The following is a 22722-nucleotide window of genomic DNA, read 5'->3' as shown; positions in this document are numbered from 1 at the left end:
CGTGCGGTACGCCGGGGGGCGGGTACCGCACGCCGCGAAGCCGGCCGTGCCGGCGGGCCGGGTGGAGCGCTCCGGTGCCGGCGCCGGTGTCAGCGCGGCTGCGCCGGGTTCGTCGGCACGCCCTGCGACGGGGGGTTGATCGGCGGGGCGTCGGTGGTCCCCAGGTTCGGCCCCTGCGGTGCGGGGGCGTGCTCGGGCTGGGCGCCGGCGGGGTTCCCGCCGGACGGCTCGGCACCGGACGCGAGCTGGTCGGCCCGGGCCCGCAGGACCGTCAGCACCGGCTCGCGCGCCCCGTGGGCCTCCTCGTAGACGATGAGGTCGCCCAGGGCGGCCGCGTCCAGGGAGCGGATGCGGTCGGTGAGGCTCCCCAGCGGCAGGTGGTCGTAGTCCGGCACGGGCAGCGTCGAGCGTTCGTCGGTGCTCACGGTGTCTCTCCTTCGTCGAGTTCCCGGAGTCGCCCCCGGGGTGGTGCGGCCCCGGTCGGCGCTCAGTGCTCCGACGCGGGCAGTTCCACGCGGCGCGGCAGGACCAGACCGAGCAGGATCATGCCCACGGCCAGCACCAGGTGCAGCCAGTCGTCGGCGTTGTTCAGCGGCACGAAGTTCGCCTGGCTCTCCTCGGCGACCACGAGCCCGTAGATCCACAGCGCGGCGTACACGAGGCCGCCGACGATGAGGTAGCTGCGCGCGGCGCCGGCGGCCTTGGCCGCGATCAGCCCGACGACGCCGAGACCTAGGTGCAGCAGGTTGTGCAGGATCGAGACCATGAAGATCCCGAGCAGCATGGCCTCGGAGTCGGGGCCCGCCCACTCGAGCTGGTCGTAGTTCGTGGTGATCCCGGGGATGAACCCCATGATCCCGACGAGGACGAACACCGCCCCGACGACCAGGGCACCGGTCTGCACCGGCGACCGGCGGTGGGTGCGGGTGGCGTCGACGCTGTTCTTCGTTCTGGTGGCCATGTCGAGCTCCTCCGGTTCGCGGGCCCCGCGGTTCCGCGGGGCGTACGAGGCGTCTTCTCGACCTCCCTCTCCACGGTAGGCAGCCGGGCGGGGGCGGCAACTCGGGCGGGATCACAGTGCTGTCACGGTGGCGCCGAGGTGGTGTCGGGAGCCGGTGGCAGGGTGAGGCCCGTGAACACCCCGGCCCGCAGCACCGATCCGGCCGTCCTGGAGCGCGCCCTGACCCGCGCGGTGCGCGCGCTGGCCGCCGGCGACGACGCGACGTTCGGCGAGGCGGCGGCGGCGCTGGCCGCCTTCGACGCGGACGCGGCGCGCACCGTCCTGGGGTGGGTGCTGCGCGGCGCGCTGGAGGAGCTGCACCCGGACGGCCTGGACGCGGACGACCTGCGCGCGGTCGTGGAGCGCTGCGCCCGCTCGGCCCCGTCCTGGTTCGCCGGCCTGGAGCCGCACCTGCTGGTCCTGGCGCTGACCGGGGCCCTGGGCGAGCACCCGGAGGTCGCCGAGGTGCCGCGGGCCCCGCACGAGGCGGTGCTGCGGCACGCGCTGCTGCTCGTGGCCGACCTGGTGGGCGCCACCCGCCGCCCGCTGGTGCGCCACGTGCAGGCGGCGCTGGCGGAGGTGCGCCGCGCGGAGACGGTCGAGATGCCCTGAGGGGTCCGCACGTCAGCGGCGCAGCGGCTCGCCCCCCGGCGGGTGCGGCGGGGTGAGCTGCTGGAGGTCGGTGGTCCAGCCGGACTGCATGGCGCGCTCGGCGCCGCTGGCCCACTGGGCCATCAGGATCGTGGCGTCGTCCTGCAGCACACCGCCCTGGTGGCCCAGGACGGCCTGGACGATCCTGCGGATCGTCTCCGGGGCGGGCAGGGCGGCCGCCGCGCACCGCTCCAGGTGGTCCGTGAGGCGCTCGACGCCGAACAGCTCCCCGTCCGCGCCGCGGGCCTCGACGATGCCGTCGGTGTAGAGGACCACGCAGTCGTCGGGCTCGAGCACCTCCTCGCCGACCTCCGCCTCCACGGCGTCCCAGGCGTCGGGCAGGCCGAAGAGCACCCGGTGGCCACCGGTCAGCTCCTTGACGACCTTGCCGCGCCGCACGACCAGCGGTGCGGGGTGGCCGGCGTTGAGGTAGCGGAACCGCCCCGTGGCCAGGTCCAGCTGCCCCAGCACCCCGGTGGCGAACTTCTCCCCGGCGCCCTGCTCGGCGACGTACCGGTCGACCGTCCCCGCCGTCTCGCGCAGCCCCGCCCCCTCGCGCCGGCGGTTGCGGTACGCCGACAGCGCCACCGCGGCCAGCAGGGTGCCGGCGAGGTCGTGGCCGGTGGCGTCGAAGAGGGCCAGGTGGGCGACGTCGTCGACGACGCTGTAGTCGAACGCGTCGGCGGCCACGGCGTACGTCGGCTGCAGCACCCCGGCGACGACGAGGCCCTCACAGGCGAACGTCAGCGGCGGCAGCAGCTGCCACAGCAGCTCGGTGGCCACCGAGCGGTGCTGCAGCCGCTGCACGCGGTTCAGCGCGTCGCCGTAGGACGTCTTCGCGGTGAGCAGGTGGCCGGTCAGGTGCGCGAACAGCCGGCAGCGGTCCCTGAACTCCTCGCGGTCGCTCGCGGCGGGGTCGGTGACGGTCACCTTCAGCACGCCGAGGCGGTCCGTGCCGTCGAGGACGGGCAGCCACACGCCCTGCCCCACCCCGGACCACTTCACCGGTTCCACGCCGCGGAAGGCGCGCCCGGCGAGCGTGGTGTCGATGACCTGCGGCCGCGACGGCTCGCCACCGGCGGGCGGCAGCGGCAGCAGCACCCGCTGGTCGTGGTCGACGAGGTGCAGCAGGACCTCCCAGCCGAGCTCGCGCGCCGCGACGGCCAGCACGTCGGGCAGCTGGCCGGGGCTGGCCAGGTGGGCCCGGTCCAGCAGGATCGTCAGGGCTCGCAGCAGCACACCGTCGTCACGGGAAGTCACCTCTGTGGACTCTAGGTCAGTGCTCAGGGGGCCGCTCGCCGGCCGGGACCCGCTCAGCCGCGCGGTTCGACGAGCAGGCGCAAGCCGCCGCGCGGACGCAGGGAGACCAGCGCCTCCACCTCCGCACGCGGGCCGGGCACCGGGCGCACCGCGCGGTCGCGCAGCAGCGCCGCCAGCACCAGCACCTCCTCCACGAGGGCCAGGTCGCGGCCGATGCACTGGCGCGGCCCGGCCCCGAAGGGCACGTAGGCGTCCCGGCGCGGGGCGTCGAGGAACCGCTCGGGGCGGAACTGCTCCGGGCTCGGCCACACCCCCGGGTGCCGGTGCAGCGCCCAGGTGCTGACGATGACGAGCGTGCCGGCGGGCACGGGCACCCCGGCGAGCACGTCGTCGGCCAGCGCCCGCCGGGTGATCACCCACGCCGGCGGGTACAGCCGCAGCGACTCGTCCACCACGGCGCGCGCGTACCGCAACCGGGGCAGGTCCTCCCAGCGCGGTTCGCGGGCGGCGCCGGGCGGGCCCAGCACGGCGGCCAGCTCGTCCTGCAGGCGGCGCTGCGCGGACGGCTCGCGCGCGAGCAGGTCCAGCGTCCACGTCAGCGACGAGGCCACCGTCTCGTGGCCGGCGACGACGAACGTGACGAGCTCGTCGCGCACCTCCTGCGCGCTCATCCCCGCGTTGAACATGAGGGCGACCACGTCGGTGGCGTCCGGGGCGACGCCCCGCGCGCGGCGCTCGGCGAGGACGCGCGCGCACACCTCGTCGATCTCGGCCACGGCCGCGGCCAGCGCCCGCCGCGAGCGGGTGGGCCAGGACGCCGGCACCGGCGAGGCCGCGCGCGCCACCACCAGCTCCAGCGCCTCGCCCACCGCGTCCACCAGCCGAGGCGCCACCCCGGACAGGTCCGCGGCGGCCAGGGTGCGCCCCACCACCTCCAGGGAGGCGCGCGAGACGGCGCCGACCACGTCCAGCGCCCGCCCCGGCGGCAGGGCGTCGACCTCGGCGCGCAGCGTGCGCGCGGCGCCCACCGCGTGCTCGGCGACGGCGTCCAGGGAGCCGTGGTGGAAGGCCGGTTGCAGGGTGCGCCGGTGCGAGCGCCAGGTGGGCCCGTCGCCGGCGAGCAGGCCGGGCCCGGTGACGGCCGCCAGCGCCGTGTACTGCACGGTCGCCTTGCCGTAGCCGCGGGCGTTGTCCACCAGGACGCGGCGCACCCCCGCCGGGTCGTTGAGGACCAGCACGGGGGTGCGCGGCAGGGGGATCGCGGCGGTGTCGCCGTGGCGGCGCACCAGGCCGGCGAGGAACTCGTGCGGGGCGCGGCGGATGGCGGGCACCGAGCGGACCATCTCCCACGGCAGCGGGCCGTCGGTGTCCAGCGGGGTGTAGCGGGCGTTGCGGCGCGCCGACCCGGCGCGCTGCGGGGCGTCCGGGTTCAGAGGTAGAGCCCGGTCTGGCCGTCCTCCACGCGGGGGGCGGCGACGGCGTGCAGGTCGCGCTCGCGCAGCAGCACGTACCCCTTGCCGGTCAGCTCCACCTCGGCCTTGTCCTCGGGGTCGAACAGGACGCGGTCGCCGGTCTGCACCTGCCGCACGTGCGGGCCGACCGCCATCACCGACGCCCACGCCAGCCGGCGCCCCACGGCGGCGGTGGCGGGGATGACGATGCCCGCGGACGACTTCCGCTCGCCGCTGTCGTCGGCGGCCACCAGGACGCGGTCGTGCAGCATGCGGACGGGCAGGCGGGAGGCGTCGGCGGGCGTGCTCACGGGCGGAACGGTAGCGCCCCCGCAGCCGGGTCGGCTCGGGGGCGCTGGGCGGTGCGGGACCGCCGGGGCGGGGTGCGTCAGCGGCGCCGGGCCCGCACGGCCCGCACCACCAGCAGGGTCGTCACGCCCAGCACGACCGCGCCCACCGCCGCCAGGCGGCCGGTGCGCGGCGAGCCGTCCGGCGCGGTCGCGAACCCCTTCACCCTCTCGCGGGCGGAGGCCAGGGCCCGCGCCTTGATGGCGTCGGGCTGGAGCCGCTCGTTCAGCTCGTCGAGCGTGCCCGCCAGCTGCGCCCTGCGCAGCTCGATCTCGCGCTCCAGGGCGCGCGGGTCGCTCGTGGTGATCTCGGCCTTGCCGTCGCTGGCCGTCACGGCCACCTCCTGCCCGTCGCACGGGTCGTCTCCTGCCGGGGGTGCGTGCCGCCCGGCGCAGCTGCTCGCCGGAGCCCGGGCGGGTCCGGCCGTCCGCCGAACCGTACCGGAGCGCCCCCACCCCGGCCCGCCCGGCGCACCCCGCGCCGTTAGCGTGCGCGCATGACGACCCGCCTCGCCCCCGGCGACCCCGCCCCCGACTTCACCCTGCCCGCGCACGACGGCGGCACCGTGACGCTGTCGCAGCTGCGCGGTCAGAGCGTCGTCGTGTACTTCTACCCGGCCGCGATGACGCCGGGCTGCACCACGCAGGCCTGCGACTTCCGCGACTCCCTCGACGCGCTGAACGCCTCCGGCCACCGGGTGCTGGGCGTCTCCCCCGACCCGGTGGCGAAGCTGGCGACGTTCGCCGAGCGCGACGGGCTGACGTTCCCGCTGCTGTCCGACACCGGCCACGAGGTCCTCGAGGCGTACGGGGCGTGGGGGGAGAAGACGAACTACGGGCGCACCTCCGTGGGCGTGATCCGCTCCACGGTCGTCGTCGGCCCCGACGGGCTGGTCGCCCTGGCCCAGTACAACGTCCGGGCGAGCGGGCACGTGGCCAAGCTCCGCCGGGACCTGGGCCTGGACGCGGCCTGAGCGCGCCGGGCGGCGGGCACGGCCTCGTCGGGGCCCGCGCGCTGGGCTAGGCTCGTTCGTCGCGAGCGGGAGTGGTGTAACTGGCAGCCACGCAGGATTTAGGTTCCTGTGCCTCCGGGCGTGCGGGTTCGAGTCCCGCCTCCCGCACGGCCGGGCCCGCACGCCCCGCCCGGCGCACGCGCGCCGGGCGGGGCGGCCTCCCTCAGGAGCCCGCGCCGCTGCTCCGCCGCAGCAGCCGCCCGGTGTACCGGGCGATCTCACGCGGCCCGGAGCGGGGCGCCGCGGCGTCCACGGCCGCGTTGTAGTTGGTGTTGGTGTTGACGTCGTAGGTGACGACCCGCCCGTCGGCGGTGGTGATGAACTCGACCCCGGCGATCTCGATGCCGTTGCGCTGCAAGAAGTCCGCGTACCGGGCGAGGACGGGGTGGTCGAACCCCTCGCGCAGCGAGAAGATCGTCTCCCCCGGTTCCTGCGCGATCGTCGCACCCGGCGGCAGCACCGGCCGGCCGGTGTCGGGGTCGATGGCGCAGGCGTCCGCCGGGCACAGCTGGAACCCGCCGCGGGCGGTGTCGGCGCGCAGCGCGTACAGGAACTCCCCGCCCACGAACTCCGCGCGGGTGACGCTGTCGTCGGCGGAGGCGACGAACTCCTGCAGCAGCCACACCCCGTCGAACGGCTCGTCCAGGCCACCGGAGGCCAGGGTGTCGGCGAACTCCTCGTACCCGGAGAAGCGCGCCACGCCCAGGCCCTTGCCGCCCTGGGAGTGCTTGGTGACGAAGGGCCCGCCGACGCGCTCGGCGAACCGGCGCGCCGCCGCGTCCAGGTCGGCGCCGACGACGGCGACGGTGCGGGGCACCTCGATCCCCGCCGCGGCCAGCGCCGTCAGCTGCGCCACCTTGCTCAGCTCCAGCTCCAGCACCGCGCGGCCGTTGACGGTGCGGGCACCGGCGGCCTGGAGCCACGACAGCACCGCGCGGGTGTGCGCCACGGAGGCGGAGTGGTCGCGGGTGTGCGCGGAGGCCGACATGCGCGACCACCACACGCCCGGCGCGGGCACCTCGGCCAGGTCCAGCTCCCCGCCGGTCAGGACGTGCTCGACGAGCGGGACGCCCTCGGCCGCGAACGCCTCCCGGAACGGCGGCAGCCACTCGGGGTTCTCGTGCAGGACGTGGACGGCGGGCTCGGTCGCGGTGCTCACCCGCCGATCCTGCACCGGGGCCCCGGTGGGCGCGAACCCGCCCGGCTCAGGCGGGCAGCGGCGCCACCACCACGGGCGTCGTCGTCGGCTGCTGCGAACCCCCGGCGGGTTCCACCGACAGCCCCACACCGGTGGCCCGCCCCAGCTCCGGCAGCAGCGCCACCGCCGGCCCCTCGCCACCGGCCCGCGGGAGCATCCCGGCGGGAGCGACCTCGTCCCCCTGCAGCAGCCACAGCTGGTAGGCGCGGCCCTCCCCCGGGTCGGGCAGCCCGGCGGTCACCACCGCCGCCCGGTCCCCCGCGCGCACCACGGTCGCGGACCCGCCGGCGGACGCCTGGACCGTCACGCTCTCGCCCGACGCCAGCAGCGCCGCCACCTGCTCCAGGGTCTCCTGCGCGTCCTGCCGCTGCTCGCGCTGCGCGGCGGCGACCTCCCGGGCCCGCTCGGCGTCCGAGCGGGCGTCCAGCGCCACGCCGACGCCGGCGGCCGCCACGGCGATCCCCGCGGCCGCCGCCAGGGCGCCCCAGCGGGAGGGGCCGCGGCTCGCCCGGTGCGAGCGGCGGGCCGCGGCCAGGGCCGTGACGGGCGCGGGGCCGTCAGCGGGTTCCTGCGGCGTCGCGGCGATCGCCGCGAGCACGTCGGCGCGCAGCCGCGCCGGCGGCGCCACGGCGGCCGCCGCCCCCAGCAGGGACGCCGCCTCGCGCAGCTCGTCCGCCTCGCGCCGCTCGTCCGCGTCGCGGTGCAGGCGCTCCTCGTAGGCGGCGCGCTCGGCGTCGTCGAGGGCGTCCAGCGCCCACGCTCCCGCGAGCGGCCCGTCGTCCCCGGGCACCGGCCGGCCGGGACGCTCGTGCGCGTCGCCGCTCACGGTCGCACCCCCATCGCCTCGCGCAGCTTCAGCAGCGCGTCGCGCAGCCGGGTCTTCACCGTGCCCAGGGGCAGGTGCAGGTCCTCCGCGATCTGCCGGTGCGTGCGCCCGCCGTAGTACGCCAGGTCCACCGCCTGCCGCTGCGCCGGGCTCAGGACGCCGAGGGCGCGGGCGACCTCCTCGCGCTCCAGCACCACCTCGACCTCCTCGCTCACGCTGTCGTACGGGGCTTCCTCCCGGACGCCGTACCGCTCGTCGCGCCGGGAACCGGCCTCGCTGGAGCGCACCCGGTCCACGGCCCGCCGGTGGGCCATCGTCACCACCCAGGCGCGGGCGCTGCCGCGGCCGGGGTCGAAGCGGGCGGCGGTCCGCCACGCCTCCAGGAACACCTCCTGCACGACCTCCTCGGACTGCGCCGGGTCGCGCAGCACCCGCAGGACCGTGCCGTGCACCGCGGCGGCCGTCGCGTCGTAGAACGCGGCGAAGGCGGCCTGGTCGCCGCGGGCGGCCCCGGCGAGCGCGGCGTCCGCGTCACCGGGCCCCACGGCGCCGGCGGCGCGGGGACGGGAGGTGGTCATCGCGCTCACTGTCCCACCTCCCCTCCCCGTGCACCCACCGAACCCTCAGCCACCGCTGCCGCGTCAGGCGGGGGGCATCAGCACCGAGTCGACCAGGTACACGGTCGCGTTGGCGGTCTGCACGCCGCCGCAGACGACCATCGCGTCGCCGTTCACCGTCAGCGACTCCGGCTCACCGGAGACGGTGACCTCCGCGCCCTGCAGGGTGGTGTGTGTGCCGACGACCTCCTCGGGGCTCAGCTGCCCCTGCACCACGTGGTGGGTGAGGATCGACTGCAGCACCGCGCTGTCGGTCTTCAGGGTCTCCAGCGTCTCGGCCGGGACCTGCGAGAACGCGTCGTCGACGGGGGCGAACACGGTGTACTCGCCGTTGTTGAGGTCGTTGACGAGGTTCACGTCGGGGTTCAGCTTCCCCGAGACCGCAGCGGTCAGCGTGGTCAGCAGCGGGTTGTTCGACGCCGCCGTGGCGACGGGGTCGGCGGCCATCCCCTCCACCGACGCCGGGCCGGACGCGTTCGCGGCGGCGTAGTCGGCGCAGCCCGGGCCGACGGGCCCGCTCATCGCGGCGGCGTCCATCGACTCCGAGGCGCTGGGCATCGCCGAGCTCGGCGACGAACTGCTCGACGAGCCGGCCATCGCCTCCTGGCCGGCGGTGGCGGCGGTGTCGTTCCCGCCGCAGGCGGCCAGGCCCAGGGTCGCGGTCGCCACGAGGGCCAGCAGGGTTCCGGTGCGCTTCACGGTGAGTTCCTTCCTCAGGGCTTCCCGGCCGGGGTTCCCGGCCGGTCGTTCACCAGGGGTTCGGAACCGGCGAGGCGGTGGATGGGAGGAGTTTCCGTCGCCTCCCGATCGGACCAACGGGACCCTCGTGGCCGGTGGGCCCCTGTGGCCGGGTAACGGTGGCGCGGGTTTCCCGGTGGTCTTGCGAATGCGAACACGCGACTACGCAAGACCACGGTGGACCGGGTGGAGGTGAGGAACAAGCACCGAGGACAGGTGAGACTGGAGGCCGGCGGGGTGGTCCGGGTGCAGGGCGTCCGGAGCCCGCCCCGTGCTGGGACGGGAGACGTGGGACCGACTGCGGGCGGAGAGCCCGGCACCCGGACCACCCCGCCGGCCGGCCGAGAACCCATTCACGGAAACCCGGAAACCCGAAACCTCGGGACTACTCGACCGTGACCGTCACGGAGTCGTACCCGCTGGCCCCGTTCGGGATCGGCGCCACCACCTCGGCGGTCTGCGGCGTTCCCGTGGCGTCGGTGGCGCGCACCTCCAGGACGTGCCCGCCGGGTTCGGCGTCCCACTCGAAGACCCACTGGCACCAGGTGTCCTCCGACACCGACGGCAGCACCTTCGCCGGTGCCCACTCACCGCGGTCGACGCGGACCTCGACGGCGCTGATGCCGCGGTCCTGGGCCCAGGCGACGCCGGCGACGGGGACGCGGCCGGCGCGCAGCGTGGCGAAGGAGCGGGGCACGTCGATGCGGGAGGCGGTCTTGACGGGGGCACGCTCGGCCCAGCCGCGCTCGGTCCAGTACGCGGTCCTCTCCGCGAGCCGGGTGACCTCGATGTCGGTGACCCACTTGCAGGCGGAGACGAACCCGTACAGCCCGGAGATCACCATGCGGACGGGGAAACCGTGCTCGCGGGGCAGGGGTTCGCCGTTCATGCCGACGGCGAGGAGCGCGTCGCGGCCGTCGGCGGCCTCGGCGAGCGGGGCGGACAGGGTGAAACCGTCGGTGCTGGTGGCGAACAGCGTGTCGGCGCCGTCGCGGACCCCGGCGCGGGCCAGGAGTTCCGCCAGCGGGTAGCCCAGCCACTTCGCGTTGCCCGCGTAGTCGCCGCCGACCTCGTTGCTGACGCAGGTCAAGGTGATCCACCGCTCGACCAGGGGCAGCGCGAGCAGGTCGTCGAAGGTGAGGGTGATCTCCCGCTCGACCATGCCGTGCAGGCGCAGGGTCCAGTCCTCGGCGCGCACGTCGGGCACCACGAGGGCGGTGTCGATGCGGTAGAAGTCGCGGTTTCCGGTGACGTACGGGGTCAGGCCCGCACCGACCAGCTGGGCGGGGTCGGCCCCGGGCGGCACGGGCGGTGCGGCCTCGGCGGGGGCGGGCAGCACGACGCGGGCGCGGGACTCCTCGGCGCTGCGGGCGCCGGAGAGGACGCGGCCGGCACCGGCGGCGGTCAGGCCGGCGGCGGCGACCGAGCCGAGGAGCACGGCGCGACGCCGGAGGCCGGTGCTGCGGCCGCCGGGGGCGAGGCGGCGCGTCAGCAGGGTCAGGACGTACGCGCCGGCGGCGGCGCCGAGGGCGGACGGCAGCGGCCACAGCGCGGTGGCGTCGGGGCGAGTGGCGGCGGCGAGGACGCCGACGACGCCGAGGACGGCGACCACGGCGACCCCGAGGGCGAGCCGGTGGCGGGCCAGCACGCCCGCCGCGGCGGCGAGCAGGGCGACGAGGACGGCGATGGTGGCCAGCAGGACCGGTTTGTCGGCGGTGCCGAACGCGCTGACGGCGAAGTCCTTCACGGGCGCGGGCACCCGGTCGACGACGGCGTCGCCGACGACGACGAGGGGCGCCGCCGACGGCGAGAGCCCGCCGAGGGGCAGGCCGGCCACGAGCTGCCCCACCCCGACGGTCACGCCCGCGGCGAGGACCCCGGACAGCGCGGCCAGACCGGTGGCTGCGCGGGGCGGTGGCCCCGCGCTCCCCTCCTGCGCCGTGGTCCGCTGCGCGCTGCCCGGTGTCCTCACACCCGGGGTTCGGAGCCGGTGGCGCCGCGGATGGGCCGGCCGTCGAGGACGGCGGCCAGCACGGGGGCGAGGGCCCCGAAGGCGCGCCCGCGGTGGCTGATCGCGTTCTTCTCCTGCGCGCTGTGCTCGGCGAGGGTGCGCTCGGACCCCTCGGGCACGAAGACGGGGTCGTAGCCGAAGCCGCCGCCACCGGCGGGAGCGGTGGTGATCCGCCCGCGCAGCTCGCCGCGCACGACGTGCTCCTCGCCGTCGGGGGCGGCCACCGCGGCGGCGCACACGAACGCGCCGCCGCGGTGCTCCTGCGGCACGTCGGCGACCTGGGCGAGCAGCAGCTGCAGGTTCGCGGCGTCGTCGCCGTGCCGGCCGGCCCAGCGGGCGGAGAAGATGCCGGGCGCCCCGCCCAGGACGTCCACGGCGATGCCGGAGTCGTCGGCGACGGCGACGACCCCGGTGGCGGCGGCCACGGCGCGGGCCTTCAGCAGCGCGTTCTCCTCGAAGGTGACGCCGGTCTCGGCGACCTCGGGCACGTCGTCGAAGGCGTCGACGCCGAGGACCTCGACGCCGGGCAGCAGCGGTTCCAGGACGGCGCGCAGCTCACCGACCTTGTGGGCGTTGCGGGTGGCCAGGACCACCCGGCGCGCACCGGCCGGGGCGCTCACGCGGGGCTCCCGGGCAGGGGTGCGGCCAGCGCCTCGGCCTGCAGGGCGCTCAGGCGGGTGCAGCCGGCCAGGGCGAGGTCGAGCAGGGCGTCCAGCTCGGAGCGGTCGAAGGGGACGCCCTCGGCGGTGCCCTGCACCTCCACGAAGCGCCCGTCGCCGGTGACGACGACGTTCATGTCGGTCTCGGCCTTCACGTCCTCCACGTAGGGCAGGTCCAGGACGGGGAGCCCGCCGACGACGCCGACGCTGACGGCGCTGACGGAACCGGTCAGCGGCTGCTTGGACTGCCGGACCAGACCCTTCGCCTTCCCCCAGGCGATCGCGTCGGCGAGCGCCACGTAGGCGCCGGTGATCGCGGCGGTGCGGGTGCCGCCGTCGGCCTGCAGGACGTCGCAGTCCAGGACGACGGTGTTCTCCCCGAGGGCCCTGGTGTCGACGACGGCGCGCAGGCTGCGGCCGATGAGGCGGCTGATCTCGTGGGTGCGCCCGCCGATCCTGCCCTTGACGGACTCGCGGTCGCCGCGGGTGTTCGTCGAGCGCGGCAGCATGGCGTACTCGGCGGTCACCCAGCCGTTGCCGGAGCCCTTGCGCCAGCGCGGCACGCCCTCGGTGAAGGACGCCGCGCACAGCACGCGGGTGCGGCCGAACTCCACGAGGACGCTGCCCTCGGCGTGGTCGAGCCAGCCGCGGGTGATGCGCACGTCGCGCAGCTCGTCGGGGGCGCGGCCGTCGGCGCGGGGGGCGGGGGTGCCGGTGGGGGTGGCGGGGTCGGTGCTCACCGGCCCACCTTCTCACCGGCGCCGCGCAGGGCCCCGCGCAGCGCCCCCAGCTGCAGCGGGCCGGTCTCCTCCACGGAGACGATCTGCGGGCCCAGGAAGCGCTGCGCCAGCTGCCGGAACGGGGTGGGGTCGCCCGTGGCGGTGAAGCGGTGCCGGGGGGCGGGACGGTCGTCGGGGCGCAGCAGGTCGCGCGCGGACAGCTCCCGGTAGACGTCCAGGGCGGTCTCCTCCGCGCTGGAGACCAGCGTCACCCCGTCGCCGACGACGGTGCGCAGCACGCCGGTCAGCATCGGGTAGTGGGTGCAGCCCAGCACCAGGGTGTCCACCCCGGCGGCCATGACGGGGGCCAGGTACTCGCGGGCGGCGTCGAGCAGCTCCGGGCCGCCGGTGACGCCGCGCTCGACGAACTCCACGAACCGCGGGCAGGCGGCGCTGGTCAGCCGCACGTCCAGGGCGCCGGCGAAGGCGTCGTCGTAGGCCCGCGAGGAGATCGTGGCGCGGGTGCCGATGACGCCGACGCGGTTGTTGCGGGTGGCGCGCACCGCCCGGCGCATGGCCGGGAGGATGACCTCCACGACGGGCACGTCGTAGCGCTCGCGGGCGTCGCGCAGCACGGCGGCGGAGGCGGAGTTGCAGGCGATGACGAGCATCTTCACGCCCGAGTCGACGAGGTCGTCGAGCACGTCGAGGGCGTAGCGGCGCACCTCGGCGATGGGCTTGGGCCCGTACGGGCTGTGGGCGGTGTCGCCGATGTAGTGGATCGCCTCGTGGGGGAGCTGGTCGAGGACGGCGCGGGCGACGGTGAGGCCGCCCACCCCGGAGTCGAAGATGCCGATGGGGTCGTCCCGGTCCAGGCTCGCGCTCACCGGAGCAGGTTACGCGGCGGCCGGCGTCCCGCCCGGGACGTGCGCGGCAGGCGCGCGAGCTCACCCCAGGGAGCGCACCAGCGTCTCCTGCAGGTGGGTGGTGAAGTCGTACACCGCCCACGCGTAGCGGGCCGGGTCGTCCTCGTCGAGCAGCTCGGGGCCGTCGTCGTCGCGCACGCCCAGGCGGGTGCCCAGGGCCAGGCGCACGTCGTTGAGGGCGGCCAGCCAGGTGCGGGCGCCGTCCGCGTCCAGCTGCACGCGCCCGCCCTGCCCCTCCACGGGCGCCAGGGACGCCAGCACCGCGCGGGCGGCGGCGGCCTTGCGCTCGCGCAGGCCGTGCTCGGTGAAGCGGCGGAACTCCGCGGCGGCGTCGGGGTCCTCCGGGTAGGCGTCCGGCAGGAGCCGGCGCAGCACCTCGTCCTCCGGCGGGGAGGTGGGGCCCGCGGCGCCCGAGGGCCCGTCGGCGTCGCCCAGCGGGCCGAAGGCGGGCAGGTCGCCCAGGCCGAGCTCGGCGGCCAGCGGGTCGACGCGCCGCTCGGGGACGTCGAGCAGCTCGAGGACCTCGCGGGTGACCGAGGCGAGCACGTCGGCCTCGACGGGTTGCAGGGTCAGGGAGAACAGCCCGTTGCGGGAACGGCGGAAGGTGGCCACGGCGCGTCGTCGGATCCTCAGGGTCAGTCGTCCTTCTGGAGGGTGGCCCACAGGCCGTACCCGTGCATGGCCTCCACGTCGCGCTCCATCTGCTCGCGGCTGCCGGAGCTGACCGCGGCGCGGCCCTTGGTGTGCACGTCCAGCATGAGGGCCTGCGCCTTCGCCTCGGAGTAGCCGAAGTGGGTGCGGAAGACGTACGAGACGTAGGACATGAGGTTCACGGGGTCGTTCCAGACCAGCGTGACCCACGGGGTGTCGGGGGCGGCGGTCAGGTCCGCCTCGGGGCGCTCGAGCTCCACGGGAGCGGTGAGGACGGTCGAGGGCACGGCCCCAGTCTAAGGACCCCGCGCGGGCGGGCCCGGCGCGCTGCCGGGGCCGGCGTCGGCCCGGCGCGCTAGGTTCGCGCGGGTGAGCGTGAGCACGGCGAGGCCCGGCGCGACGACGGCGCTGCTGACCGACCACTACGAGCTGACGATGCTGCAGGCCGCGCTGGCCGACGGCACCGCCGAGCGCCGGTGCACCTTCGAGGTGTTCGGCCGCCGCCTGCCCGAGGGGCGCCGGTACGGCGTCGTGGCGGGCGTGCCGCGGGTGCTGGACGCGGTGCGCGACTTCCGGTTCGAGCCGGAGGCGCTGCGGCGGCTGCGCGGGGTGCTGGACGAGCGCACCCTGGAGTGGCTGGCGGCCTACCGCTTCACCGGCTCGGTCGAGGGCTACGCCGAGGGCGAGCTGTGGTTCCCCGGCTCCCCCATGCTGACGGTGACCGGCACCTTCGCCGAGGCGGTGGTGCTGGAGACGGTGGTGCTGTCCATCCTCAACCACGACTGCGCGATCGCCGCGGCGGCGGCCCGCATGAGCACCGCCGCGCACGGGCGCCCGCTCATCGAGATGGGCTCGCGGCGCACCCACGAGGAGGCCGCCGTGACCGCCGCGCGGGCGGCGTACCTGTGCGGGTTCACCGCCACCTCCAACCTGGCCGCCGGCGAGCGCTACGGCATCCCCACCGCGGGCACCAGCGCGCACGCCTTCACGCTGCTGCACGACACCGAGGAGGCGGCCTTCCGCGCGCAGGTCGCCGCCCTGGGCACCGGCACCACCCTGCTGGTGGACACCTACGACATCACCCGCGGCATCGAGACGGCGGTCGAGGTCGCCGGTCCGGAGCTGGGCGCGGTGCGCATCGACTCCGGGGACCTGGCGGTCCTGGCGGAGCAGGCGCGCGCGCAGCTGGACTCCCTGGGCGCCACCGGCACGAGGATCGTCGTCTCCGGCGACCTGGACGAGTACGCCCTGGCGGCCCTGGCCGCGGCACCCGTGGACGGCTACGGGGTGGGCACCTCCCTGGTCACCGGTTCCGGCGCCCCCACCGCCGGGCTGGTCTACAAGCTGGTGGAGGTCGAGGGCCGCCCCGTGGCCAAGCGCTCCACCTCCAAGGTCACCCAGGGCGGGCGCAAGGTCGCCGTGCGGCGGCACCGCCCCACCGGCACCGCCACCGACGAGGTCCTCGGCGTCGGGCACACCCCCCCGCGCGAGCCGCACGACCGCCCGCTGCAGGTGCCGTACGTCGTCGACGGCGAGCGGGTGCCGGACCTGCCGACGCTGGAGGAGTCCCGCGAGCACCTGCGCCGGGCGCTGGTGACGCTGCCGTGGGACGGCCTGGCCCTGTCCAAGGGCGATCCGGCGATCCCCACCACGGTGCTGCCGCCGCCCACCACCGGCGCCGCCACCGGCACCGCCGCCGACGCCGGGGAGCAGGGCCGGTGAGCCGCGCCCTCGTCGTCGTCGACGTCCAGAACGACTTCTGCCCCGGCGGGGCGCTGGGGGTGGCCGGTGGCGACGAGGTCGCGGCGGCCACCAGCCAGCTGCTGGCCCGCGGGAACCTCGTCTACGACCACGTGGTCGCCACCCAGGACTTCCACGTCGACCCCGGCGCGCACTTCTCCGACACCCCGGACTTCGTGGACTCCTGGCCCCCGCACTGCCGGGCGGGCAGCTGGGGAGCCCTCCTGCACGACGCCCTGGACACCAGCCGGGTGGAGGCCGTCTTCCGCAAGGGCCAGTACGCGGCGGCCTACTCCGGCTTCGAGGGGACGACCTCCACCGTCACCGACGATGGCGGGGAGCTGGTCACCGGGCTGGCGGACTGGCTGCGCGAGCGGGGCGTGGACGAGGTGCACGTGGTGGGCATCGCCACCGACCACTGCGTGCGGGCCACCGCCCTGGACGCGGCGCGCGAGGGGTTCCGCACCACGGTGCTGCTGGGCCTGACGGCGGGCATCTCCGCGACCACCGTGGAAGCGGCGCTGGAGCAGCTGCGCGCAGCGGGCGTCTCGCTCGTCGGCGAGCCCGTCGTCGCCTGAACCCCCTCCCGCGGAACACCCCGGCACGCACCGGGGTTGCGGATCACCGTCACGGGCACCCGAGAAGGCAGGAGCACGACGTGCGCATCGGCGTCATCGGAGCGGGCAACATCGGCGGCAACCTCACCCGGGCGTTCACCCGGCTGGGGCACGAGGTGCGGGTGGCGAACTCCCGCGGGCCGCAGACCCTGGCGGACCTGGCCGCCGAGACCGGCGCGAGCGCGGTCACCGCCCCGGAGGCGGCGCGCGACGCCGACCTCGTGGTGGTGACCGTGCCGGAGAAGAACGTGCCCGACCTGGCGGGGGCGCTGGACGGCGCCGCCGACGGCACCGTCGTCGTCGACACCGGCAACTACTACCCGCGCGAGCGCGACGGGCGCATCGACGCGATCGAGGGCGGCACCCCGGAGACCGCGTGGGTGGCGCAGCAGCTGGACCCGGCGGGCCGGCTGCGCTGGGTGAAGGCGTTCAACGGCATCCAGGCCGAGCACCTGCTGAACGCCGCCCGCCCCGCGGGCGACCCGGAGCGCCGCGGCCTGCCGCTGGCCGGCGACGACCCGGCCGCGAAGGCCGTGGTGGCCGACCTCCTCTTCACGATGGGCTTCGACGCCGTGGACGCCGGGACGCTGGCCGAGTCCTGGCGCCAGCAGCCCGGCACCCCCGTCTACGGCGCCGAGCTCGACGCCGACGGGATCGCCCGGGCGCTCGGCGAGGCGCAGCGCGAGCGCCCCGCCGCCTTCACCGCCTGAGCGGTCCACCGCCTGACCGACGGGGCCGCCGGGAACCCGCCCCGGGAGTGCGGGGCGGGTTCCCGGTGCGGGTCAGCGCCTGCGGCGCACCACCACGGTGCCACCGGGCTTGTCGTGCAGGGCCTGCTTGCGCCGGTCCCACGTCGGCCACAGGTAGTCGAGCACCGCGTACGGCCAGAAGAGCTGGACGGCCAGGTCGCTCGTCAGCCAGCGCAGGATCGACTGCCCCCAGGTGGGGTGCCCGGGGCGTTCCCAGGGCCGCACCCGCAGCCCGAACAGCGCCTTGCCGGGGGTGGCGCCGTAGAAGCGCAGCGGCAGCACCGTGTACGCGGCGCTGACGGCGATCAGCACGAACGTGAAGCTGGACAGCGCGGCGTTGAACCCGGGGTCCTCCAGCAGCCGCAGCGAGGCCGTGGGGTCACCGGCGACGGCCGCGGTGAGCGTGTCGTCCATCGACCGCACCATCCGCTGCACGAGCGACCAGCCGGCCAGGGTGGCGATGACGGAGACGAGGACCCAGTCCACGATCCGCGCCAGCAGCCGCAGGCCCAGGTTGCCCAGCGGCTGCCCGTCCGGGGTGGCCAGGGCCCGGGCGGACGAGCGGCCCGCGGCCGGGTCGCCGTAGGCGCCGTACGTGGGGTACGGGCGGTGCTGCCCGTGCTGCTGCCCGTGCTGCCACGGGTCGCCGGTGCCGGGGGTGTCCTTGCGCAGGTCCAGGCCCGGCCCGGGCGCCGGTGCGGGAGTGTGGGTGTGCTCGGTCCAGCGCTCACCGTCCCACCAGCGCAGCTGCGCCTGGCGGGACGGGTCGGGGTACCAGCCGGCGGGGGTGCTCACAGCGGGCGAGCCTGCCAGGCCGGGACGCCGGGAGCCGGCGCGCCCCACCGCGTCGCGGACGGGCGGCCCATCAGACGCCGAACTCCGCCGGGTCCAGCCCCACGGCCTGGCACACCTCGCGCACCGCGCGGCGCTCGGACTCGTCGAAGTCGCCGTCGGCCCCGCCGACGACCACGCCCACCTGCACCACGGCGCGGGCCTGGTCCGGCTTGGCGCGCAGCTTGCCGATCGCCTGCAGCGCCTCGATCTTCCCGAAGTCGTAGTCGCTGGAGAGCTTGCCGCAGTAGCGGTCGAAGGACTCGCGCAGCTGGGCGGCGTCGAAGGAGGCCAGCACGTCGTGGGAGCCGATGAAGGCGGCGGTCTTCTGGCGCTCGGCCGGGTCGATGCGGCCGTCGGCCGCCGCGATGAGCGCGCACGTGGCCATGCTCGCCTCGGCGAAGTCCTTGCTCTTGAACTGCGCGACCCGCGCCTTCAGCTGGTCGACGGGCACGCCCTTGCCCTTGAGCCTGTCCAGGAAACCCACGTCGTCCTCCCTCGCCGGGACGCTCCCGGCCACACCGGTCGAACGCGCGCCGCACCGCACCGGTTCCTGCCGCCGGCCCCGCGGGGGGGCGCGACGGGTGCCCGCCCGGTCGCCGGGGCCGGTCAGCTGAACCGGCGGACGATCTCGGAGTTCCGGTCGGCCAGCAGGCGGCGCAGCGTGCGCCGCACGAACAGCACGTCGGCGACGCGGCCGAGCGGCCCGGCGGGGCTGCGCCAGGCCATGCGGTCCGTCACGATCGTCATCCCCGGGCCCTCGGGCTCGAAGACGTGCTCGTGGTGGAACTCCGCGAACAGCCCCTCGTCCATGCGGTCCACGAAGCGGCGCGGGCGCTCCAGCTCCACGATGTTCGAGGTGTGCGTGACGGGCACCAGCCCGAACAGGCGGATGCGCCAGCGCACCCGCTCCCCCAGCCCGATGCGCCCGCTGGTGCGGCCGGCCCCCTCGACCGCGCGCACCCTGAACCGCCGGCCCGCGACGCGCTCGACGTCGAGGTCGAGGGAGACGTCGAACACCTCGTCGACGGTTCCCCGCACCATGGTCCGCTGGACGATCTCGGGCACCGTCCGAACCTACCCGCTCACACCATCGACAGCAGGTGGTCGCGGCGGCGGCGGAGGACGTCCACCCCCGCGGACGCCGACGGCGGCCCCGGGACGGCGGCGCGCACCTTCGCATAGACGGTGGCGTGCGGCATCTGACGCCCGGCCGCCACCCGCCCGACGAGGCCGTGGATCTCCTTGCGCAGCAGCGAGGCCGTGTGCCAGGTCGCCTCCCCGGACTCCTCCGCCGGTTCTGCGGCCACGGGCTCGGTGTCCTCGTCCGGGCCGCGCGGGGCGGCGGTGCGCTTGCGGATCTCCGCGTCGCGCTGGGCGAGCAGGGCCGCGGTCTGCTCCGGCGAGAGCAGCCCGGGCAGGCCCAGGAACTCCTCGTCCTCCTCGGTGACCTCCAGCGGCGCCGTCTCGGTGCCCAGCAGCGCCCTGCCGCCGTGCAGGACGTGCGCGAACTCCGCCTGCGCCTCCAGCGCCTCGTACTCCTTGGCCTCCCCCGGCTCGCGCTCCGGCGCGGGCAGCAGGTCCAGCCCGCCCTCGTCGACCTCCTCGGAGGTGACGCTGGGCGGCGGCGGGATGACGTGGTTCCGGTCCGTCTCCATCTCCGCGGCGAGCGCCAGCAGGGGGCGGACCGCGGGCAGGAACACCGTCGCCGACTCGCCCCGGCGCCGCGCGCGCACCACGCGCCCGACGGCCTGGGCGAAGAACAGCGGGGTGCGGTAGCTGGTCATCCACGCCAGGCACGCCGCGCGGGGGACGTCCACGCCCTCGGAGACCATGCGCACGCACACCGCGAAGCGCTGGTCGCCCTCGGCGAAGTCGGTGATCTTCTGCGACGCCTTGGGGTCGTCGGACAGGATCAGCACGGGCTTCTCGCCCGTGACGCGCTGCACGATCCGCGCGTAGGCGCGGGCGTCGTCCTGGTCGCTGGCCAGCACCAGGCCCCCGGCGTCGTGCATGCCGTGCTCGCGCAGGTGCTCCAGGCGCTCGTCCATCGCGGCGATCACGTGCGGCACCCAGTCCCCGCGCGGGTCCAGCGCCGTCTTCCACGCCAGCGCCTCCACCGACTTCGTGGACGGGTCGCTGAGGGAGGCCGCCACGACCTCACCGGCGGAGTTCCGCCAGCGCGAGGTGCCGGTGTAGGCGGCGAACACCACGGGGCGCACGACGCCGTCGGCGAGGGCCTGCCGGTAGCCGTACGTGTAGTCCGCCAGGCTGCGCAGGCCGCCCTCGGACTCCGCGGAGTCGTCCTCGACGTACTTCACGAAGGGGATGCGCTCGTCGGCCTTGGTGCGGAACGGGGTCCCGGTCAGCGACAGCCGGCGGCGCGCGTCGGCGAACGCCTCCTGCACCGCCTCGCCCCAGCTGAGGCCGTCGCCGGCGTGGTGGATCTCGTCGAGCACCACGAGGGAGCGCTTGGCCGTGGCGCGGGCCCGGTGCAGCATCGGGTGCCCGGCGACCTGCGCGTACGTGGTGACGTAGCCGCGCACGTCCGGGCGCACCGGGCCGACCGCGTTGGACATCGTCGGGTCCAGCTCGATGCCGGCGCGGTGGGCGGCCTCGGCCCACTGGGTGCGCAGGTGGTCGGTGGGGGCCACGACGACGACCCGGTCCACCCGGCGGGCGTCCAGCAGCCGGCGCGCCAGGGCCAGGGCGAACGTCGTCTTGCCCGCGCCCGGCGTCGCGGTGACCAGGAAGTCCTCGGGGTCCTCGCGCTCGGGGTCGAAGTACTGCTCGATCGCGGCCCGCTGCCACGCGCGCAGCGGCCGGCCCGGCGAGGCGGCCTCCCCGGTGGGGGTCGCGGTGGGCCCCGCGGGTGCGGTGGGCGCGGTGGAGAACAGGTCCGGCGAGGTGTTCTGGGCTGTCGTGCTCACGGTCCTCCCACCGTAGACGACCCCGCCGCGGGCACCGGGCAGGACTGCGCCGGGCGCGGCGGCCGGGCCCGGGTGCCGACCAGCGCGCCGGCCAGCGCGACCAGCGCCAGGCCCGCGTACATCCCGCCGAACAGGCCCTGGTCGTCCCCGGCACCGACGTGCAGGGCGGCGAAGACCCCGCCGGCCACGGCGATGCCCAGCACGCACCCGAGGTTGTCGGACAGCTGGAGCGCGGAGGAGGCCAGGCCCCGCTCGGCCGGCGCGGCCAGGCGCAGGGTCAGCACGCTGGTGGTGGCCATCCCCAGGCCCATGCCGCCCCCGGCGAGCAGCCACGCCACCAGCACCCACCAGCCGCTGGCACCGGTGAGCGTCACGGCGGCCAGCAGGGCACCGGCGGCGGCCAGCACCGCGCCGCCCGCGGCCAGCAGCAGCGCGCGCGGCACCCGGTCCAGGGCCCTCGCCTGGGCCGTGGTGCCGCTGAACCACCCGATCGTGCCGCCGGTGAGCGCCAGCCCGGCCTGGGCGGGGCTGAACCCGCGCTCGGACTGCAGCATGAGCGGCACGAACGTCTCGGTGCCGAAGAACGCGGCGGTGAACAACCCGCGCACGACCACCACGCTGGGCAGCCCGCGCGCCAGGCGCAGCGCACCGGCCGGCAGCAGCGCGGGCAGGGCCACCAGGACCGCCACCGCCCCGGCGGCGGTCAGCGCGAGCGGCAGCGCCCCGCCGTCGCCCAGGCCCTCCGCGCCCGCCTGCAGGGCGCCCGCGCCGACGGCGACGACCAGACCGCGCGCGGCTCGCCCGCGCGCCGACGGCCCGGCACCGGCCGGTCCCTCCCCCGCCGCGGGGGCGTGCGCGGCGGCGCTCGCGGCGACCCGCGGCAGGATCACCGCGGCCACGAGGACGGCCAGGGGGACGACGACGCCGAAGACGAGCCGCCAGCCGGCGGCGCCGGCCATCCAGCCCGCCAGCGCGGGACCGGCCACCCCCGGCAGCACCCAGCACGCCGACATCCAGCCGAACACCCGCGGGCGCACCTCGTCCGGGTACGCCGAGCCGACGACCACGTAGATCGAGACCACCAGCAGGCCGCCGCCCAGCCCGGCGAGCACGCGCCCGGCCAGCAGCACCCCGAAGGACGGCGCCAGCGCGCACACGCTCTGCCCCACGACGAACAGCGCCGCGCCGGCCGCCATCGGCGGCCGCGGCCCGCGCGAGTCGGCCCAGCCGCCGGCCAGGACGGTGCCCAGCAGGCTGGCGGTCAGGAACGAGGAGAAGGCCAGGCCGTAGGAGCGCACCGCCCCCAGGTCGGCCGCGGCCACCGGCATGGCGGTGGCCACGGCGATCGACTCGAAGGCGACCAGGCAGATGAGGGCGAGGACGGGCAGCGTGGTGGCGCGGTGCTCGCGCGAGAGCGGCCCGGCCGCCGCACCCCCGGCGGGGGCGCTCATCAGCGGCCGGAGTCGTCCCCGTCGCCGCCCTTGCCGCCGCCGGAGAGCCCCTCGTAGATCTCCTTGCAGGTGGGGCACACCGGGAACCGCTTCGGGTCCCGGCCGGGCACCCACACCTTGCCGCACAGCGCGATCACGGGGTCGCCCGAGAGGGCGGACTCCATGATCTTCTCCTTCTTCACGTAGTGCGCGAAGCGCTCGTGGTCGCCGGGCTCGACCTTCTCCTCGGCCTGCTCCTGGCGGTCGAGGACGGCCGTGCGCGAGGGCGTGGTCGACGGCGCGTCCTGGGGTGCGGGGCTGAACGGGTCGTCGATCGGCGAGCTCATGCCGCGATGGT

General features: G+C 76.4%; 27 protein-coding genes and 1 tRNA gene. 6 read left to right on the top strand and 22 right to left on the bottom strand.

Annotated elements, in window-relative coordinates:
• Nucleotides 1–89: 89 nt before the first annotated feature.
• Both V9U69_RS14295 and V9U69_RS14290 read right to left on the bottom strand, forming a co-directional pair.
• The gene (locus V9U69_RS14295) at nt 90–425 is read right to left on the bottom strand and encodes a hypothetical protein (RefSeq protein ID WP_337062518.1); all 336 of its coding nucleotides are present in this window, start codon (nt 423–425) and stop codon (nt 90–92) included.
• A gap of 62 nt (nt 426–487) precedes the next feature.
• Nucleotides 488–961, bottom strand: a complete 474-nt coding sequence (locus V9U69_RS14290) for a DUF4383 domain-containing protein (protein ID WP_337062517.1) — start codon at nt 959–961, stop codon at nt 488–490.
• A 171-nt stretch (nt 962–1132) separates the two neighbouring features.
• Here V9U69_RS14290 and V9U69_RS14285 point away from each other — a divergent pair, with 171 nt between their 5' ends.
• Nucleotides 1133–1612: a hypothetical protein gene (locus tag V9U69_RS14285; protein ID WP_337062516.1), complete on the top strand. Its 480-nt coding sequence runs from the start codon at nt 1133–1135 to the stop codon at nt 1610–1612.
• Between the two features lie 12 nt (nt 1613–1624).
• Here the strand turns inward: V9U69_RS14285 and V9U69_RS14280 are convergent, their stop codons facing one another.
• The 4 genes from V9U69_RS14280 to V9U69_RS14265 all read right to left on the bottom strand — a co-directional run bounded on the left by V9U69_RS14280 (nt 1625) and on the right by V9U69_RS14265 (nt 5044).
• Entirely contained in the window at nt 1625–2911 is a 1287-nt protein-coding gene (locus V9U69_RS14280) for a PP2C family protein-serine/threonine phosphatase (protein ID WP_337062515.1), read from the bottom strand.
• Between the two features lie 53 nt (nt 2912–2964).
• Nucleotides 2965–4266, bottom strand: a complete 1302-nt coding sequence (locus V9U69_RS14275; protein WP_337062521.1) for a cytochrome P450 — start codon at nt 4264–4266, stop codon at nt 2965–2967.
• Nucleotides 4267–4340: 74 nt separating this feature from the next.
• Nucleotides 4341–4634: a GroES family chaperonin gene (locus V9U69_RS14270; protein WP_255820226.1), complete on the bottom strand. Its 294-nt coding sequence runs from the start codon at nt 4632–4634 to the stop codon at nt 4341–4343.
• A gap of 116 nt (nt 4635–4750) precedes the next feature.
• Entirely contained in the window at nt 4751–5044 is a 294-nt protein-coding gene (locus V9U69_RS14265) for a DUF3618 domain-containing protein (RefSeq protein ID WP_337062514.1), read from the bottom strand.
• 162 nt (nt 5045–5206) lie between these two features.
• Between V9U69_RS14265 and bcp the strand changes: the two genes are divergently transcribed.
• Both bcp and V9U69_RS14255 read left to right on the top strand, forming a co-directional pair.
• Nucleotides 5207–5683, top strand: coding sequence for a thioredoxin-dependent thiol peroxidase (bcp, locus tag V9U69_RS14260; RefSeq protein WP_337062513.1), 477 nt, complete (start codon nt 5207–5209; stop codon nt 5681–5683).
• 65 nt (nt 5684–5748) lie between these two features.
• Nucleotides 5749–5830, top strand: a tRNA-Leu gene (locus tag V9U69_RS14255).
• A 55-nt stretch (nt 5831–5885) separates the two neighbouring features.
• Here the strand turns inward: V9U69_RS14255 and V9U69_RS14250 are convergent.
• The 10 genes from V9U69_RS14250 to clpS all read right to left on the bottom strand — a co-directional run bounded on the left by V9U69_RS14250 (nt 5886) and on the right by clpS (nt 14354).
• Entirely contained in the window at nt 5886–6881 is a 996-nt protein-coding gene (locus V9U69_RS14250) for an ATP-grasp domain-containing protein (protein ID WP_337062512.1), read from the bottom strand.
• A 46-nt stretch (nt 6882–6927) separates the two neighbouring features.
• The gene (locus V9U69_RS14245; RefSeq protein ID WP_337062511.1) at nt 6928–7746 is read right to left on the bottom strand and encodes an anti-sigma factor; all 819 of its coding nucleotides are present in this window, start codon (nt 7744–7746) and stop codon (nt 6928–6930) included.
• Nucleotides 7743–8324, bottom strand: a complete 582-nt coding sequence (gene sigK / locus V9U69_RS14240; RefSeq protein ID WP_337062510.1) for an ECF RNA polymerase sigma factor SigK — start codon at nt 8322–8324, stop codon at nt 7743–7745. The genes V9U69_RS14245 and sigK overlap by 4 nt, the downstream gene beginning before the upstream one ends.
• A 63-nt stretch (nt 8325–8387) precedes the next feature.
• The gene (locus V9U69_RS14235; RefSeq protein ID WP_337062509.1) at nt 8388–9062 is read right to left on the bottom strand and encodes a fasciclin domain-containing protein; all 675 of its coding nucleotides are present in this window, start codon (nt 9060–9062) and stop codon (nt 8388–8390) included.
• Between the two features lie 424 nt (nt 9063–9486).
• Nucleotides 9487–11073, bottom strand: a complete 1587-nt coding sequence (locus V9U69_RS14230) for a molybdopterin-dependent oxidoreductase (protein ID WP_337062508.1) — start codon at nt 11071–11073, stop codon at nt 9487–9489.
• Nucleotides 11070–11732, bottom strand: a complete 663-nt coding sequence (rdgB, locus tag V9U69_RS14225; RefSeq protein ID WP_337062507.1) for an RdgB/HAM1 family non-canonical purine NTP pyrophosphatase — start codon at nt 11730–11732, stop codon at nt 11070–11072. The genes V9U69_RS14230 and rdgB overlap by 4 nt, the downstream gene beginning before the upstream one ends.
• Nucleotides 11729–12511, bottom strand: coding sequence for a ribonuclease PH (gene rph, locus V9U69_RS14220; RefSeq protein ID WP_337062506.1), 783 nt, complete (start codon nt 12509–12511; stop codon nt 11729–11731). Before rph ends, rdgB begins: the two co-directional genes overlap by 4 nt.
• Nucleotides 12508–13377 (bottom strand): glutamate racemase, encoded by an 870-nt coding sequence (murI, locus tag V9U69_RS14215; RefSeq protein WP_337062505.1) that lies wholly within the window; start codon nt 13375–13377, stop codon nt 12508–12510. Before murI ends, rph begins: the two co-directional genes overlap by 4 nt.
• Before the next feature lie 60 nt (nt 13378–13437).
• The gene (locus tag V9U69_RS14210) at nt 13438–14028 is read right to left on the bottom strand and encodes a DUF2017 domain-containing protein (RefSeq protein ID WP_337062503.1); all 591 of its coding nucleotides are present in this window, start codon (nt 14026–14028) and stop codon (nt 13438–13440) included.
• Nucleotides 14029–14051: 23 nt separating this feature from the next.
• Complete coding sequence (gene clpS, locus V9U69_RS14205; protein ID WP_242128710.1) at nt 14052–14354, bottom strand: ATP-dependent Clp protease adapter ClpS; 303 nt, start codon at nt 14352–14354, stop codon at nt 14052–14054.
• Between the two features lie 148 nt (nt 14355–14502).
• On the opposite strand from clpS, the gene V9U69_RS14200 reads away from it, so the two are divergent.
• From V9U69_RS14200 to V9U69_RS14190, 3 genes are read left to right on the top strand one after another with little or no spacing between them, the layout of a single operon-like run.
• Nucleotides 14503–15789, top strand: coding sequence for a nicotinate phosphoribosyltransferase (locus V9U69_RS14200; protein ID WP_442907777.1), 1287 nt, complete (start codon nt 14503–14505; stop codon nt 15787–15789).
• On the top strand, nt 15786–16385 hold the full coding sequence (locus V9U69_RS14195) for a nicotinamidase (RefSeq protein WP_337062498.1): 600 nt from the start codon (nt 15786–15788) through the stop codon (nt 16383–16385). The genes V9U69_RS14200 and V9U69_RS14195 overlap by 4 nt, the downstream gene beginning before the upstream one ends.
• On the top strand, nt 16382–17134 hold the full coding sequence (locus tag V9U69_RS14190) for an NADPH-dependent F420 reductase (RefSeq protein ID WP_337062520.1): 753 nt from the start codon (nt 16382–16384) through the stop codon (nt 17132–17134). Before V9U69_RS14195 ends, V9U69_RS14190 begins: the two co-directional genes overlap by 4 nt.
• A gap of 72 nt (nt 17135–17206) precedes the next feature.
• Here V9U69_RS14190 and V9U69_RS14185 read toward each other — a convergent pair whose 3' ends face one another.
• From V9U69_RS14185 to V9U69_RS14160, 6 genes are all read right to left on the bottom strand, one after another.
• Entirely contained in the window at nt 17207–17968 is a 762-nt protein-coding gene (locus V9U69_RS14185; protein WP_337062497.1) for an RDD family protein, read from the bottom strand.
• A gap of 70 nt (nt 17969–18038) precedes the next feature.
• Nucleotides 18039–18491, bottom strand: coding sequence for a tellurite resistance TerB family protein (locus V9U69_RS14180; protein ID WP_337062495.1), 453 nt, complete (start codon nt 18489–18491; stop codon nt 18039–18041).
• A 122-nt stretch (nt 18492–18613) separates the two neighbouring features.
• Nucleotides 18614–19072 (bottom strand): SRPBCC family protein, encoded by a 459-nt coding sequence (locus V9U69_RS14175; protein ID WP_337062493.1) that lies wholly within the window; start codon nt 19070–19072, stop codon nt 18614–18616.
• Between the two features lie 17 nt (nt 19073–19089).
• The gene (locus V9U69_RS14170) at nt 19090–20901 is read right to left on the bottom strand and encodes a DEAD/DEAH box helicase (RefSeq protein WP_442907776.1); all 1812 of its coding nucleotides are present in this window, start codon (nt 20899–20901) and stop codon (nt 19090–19092) included.
• A 29-nt stretch (nt 20902–20930) separates the two neighbouring features.
• A complete protein-coding gene (locus tag V9U69_RS14165) occupies nt 20931–22385 on the bottom strand; it encodes an MFS transporter (RefSeq protein ID WP_337062490.1) in 1455 nt (484 codons plus the stop codon).
• The gene (locus V9U69_RS14160) at nt 22385–22711 is read right to left on the bottom strand and encodes a DUF3039 domain-containing protein (protein ID WP_337062488.1); all 327 of its coding nucleotides are present in this window, start codon (nt 22709–22711) and stop codon (nt 22385–22387) included. The genes V9U69_RS14165 and V9U69_RS14160 overlap by 1 nt, the downstream gene beginning before the upstream one ends.
• Nucleotides 22712–22722: the final 11 nt, after the last annotated feature.

This window comes from Kineococcus sp. G2, from assembly GCF_037154035.1.
Classification (GTDB): domain Bacteria; phylum Actinomycetota; class Actinomycetes; order Actinomycetales; family Kineococcaceae; genus Kineococcus.
Note: the sequence above shows the minus strand (reverse complement) of the source record. Positions and strands in the feature narration are given on the sequence as shown.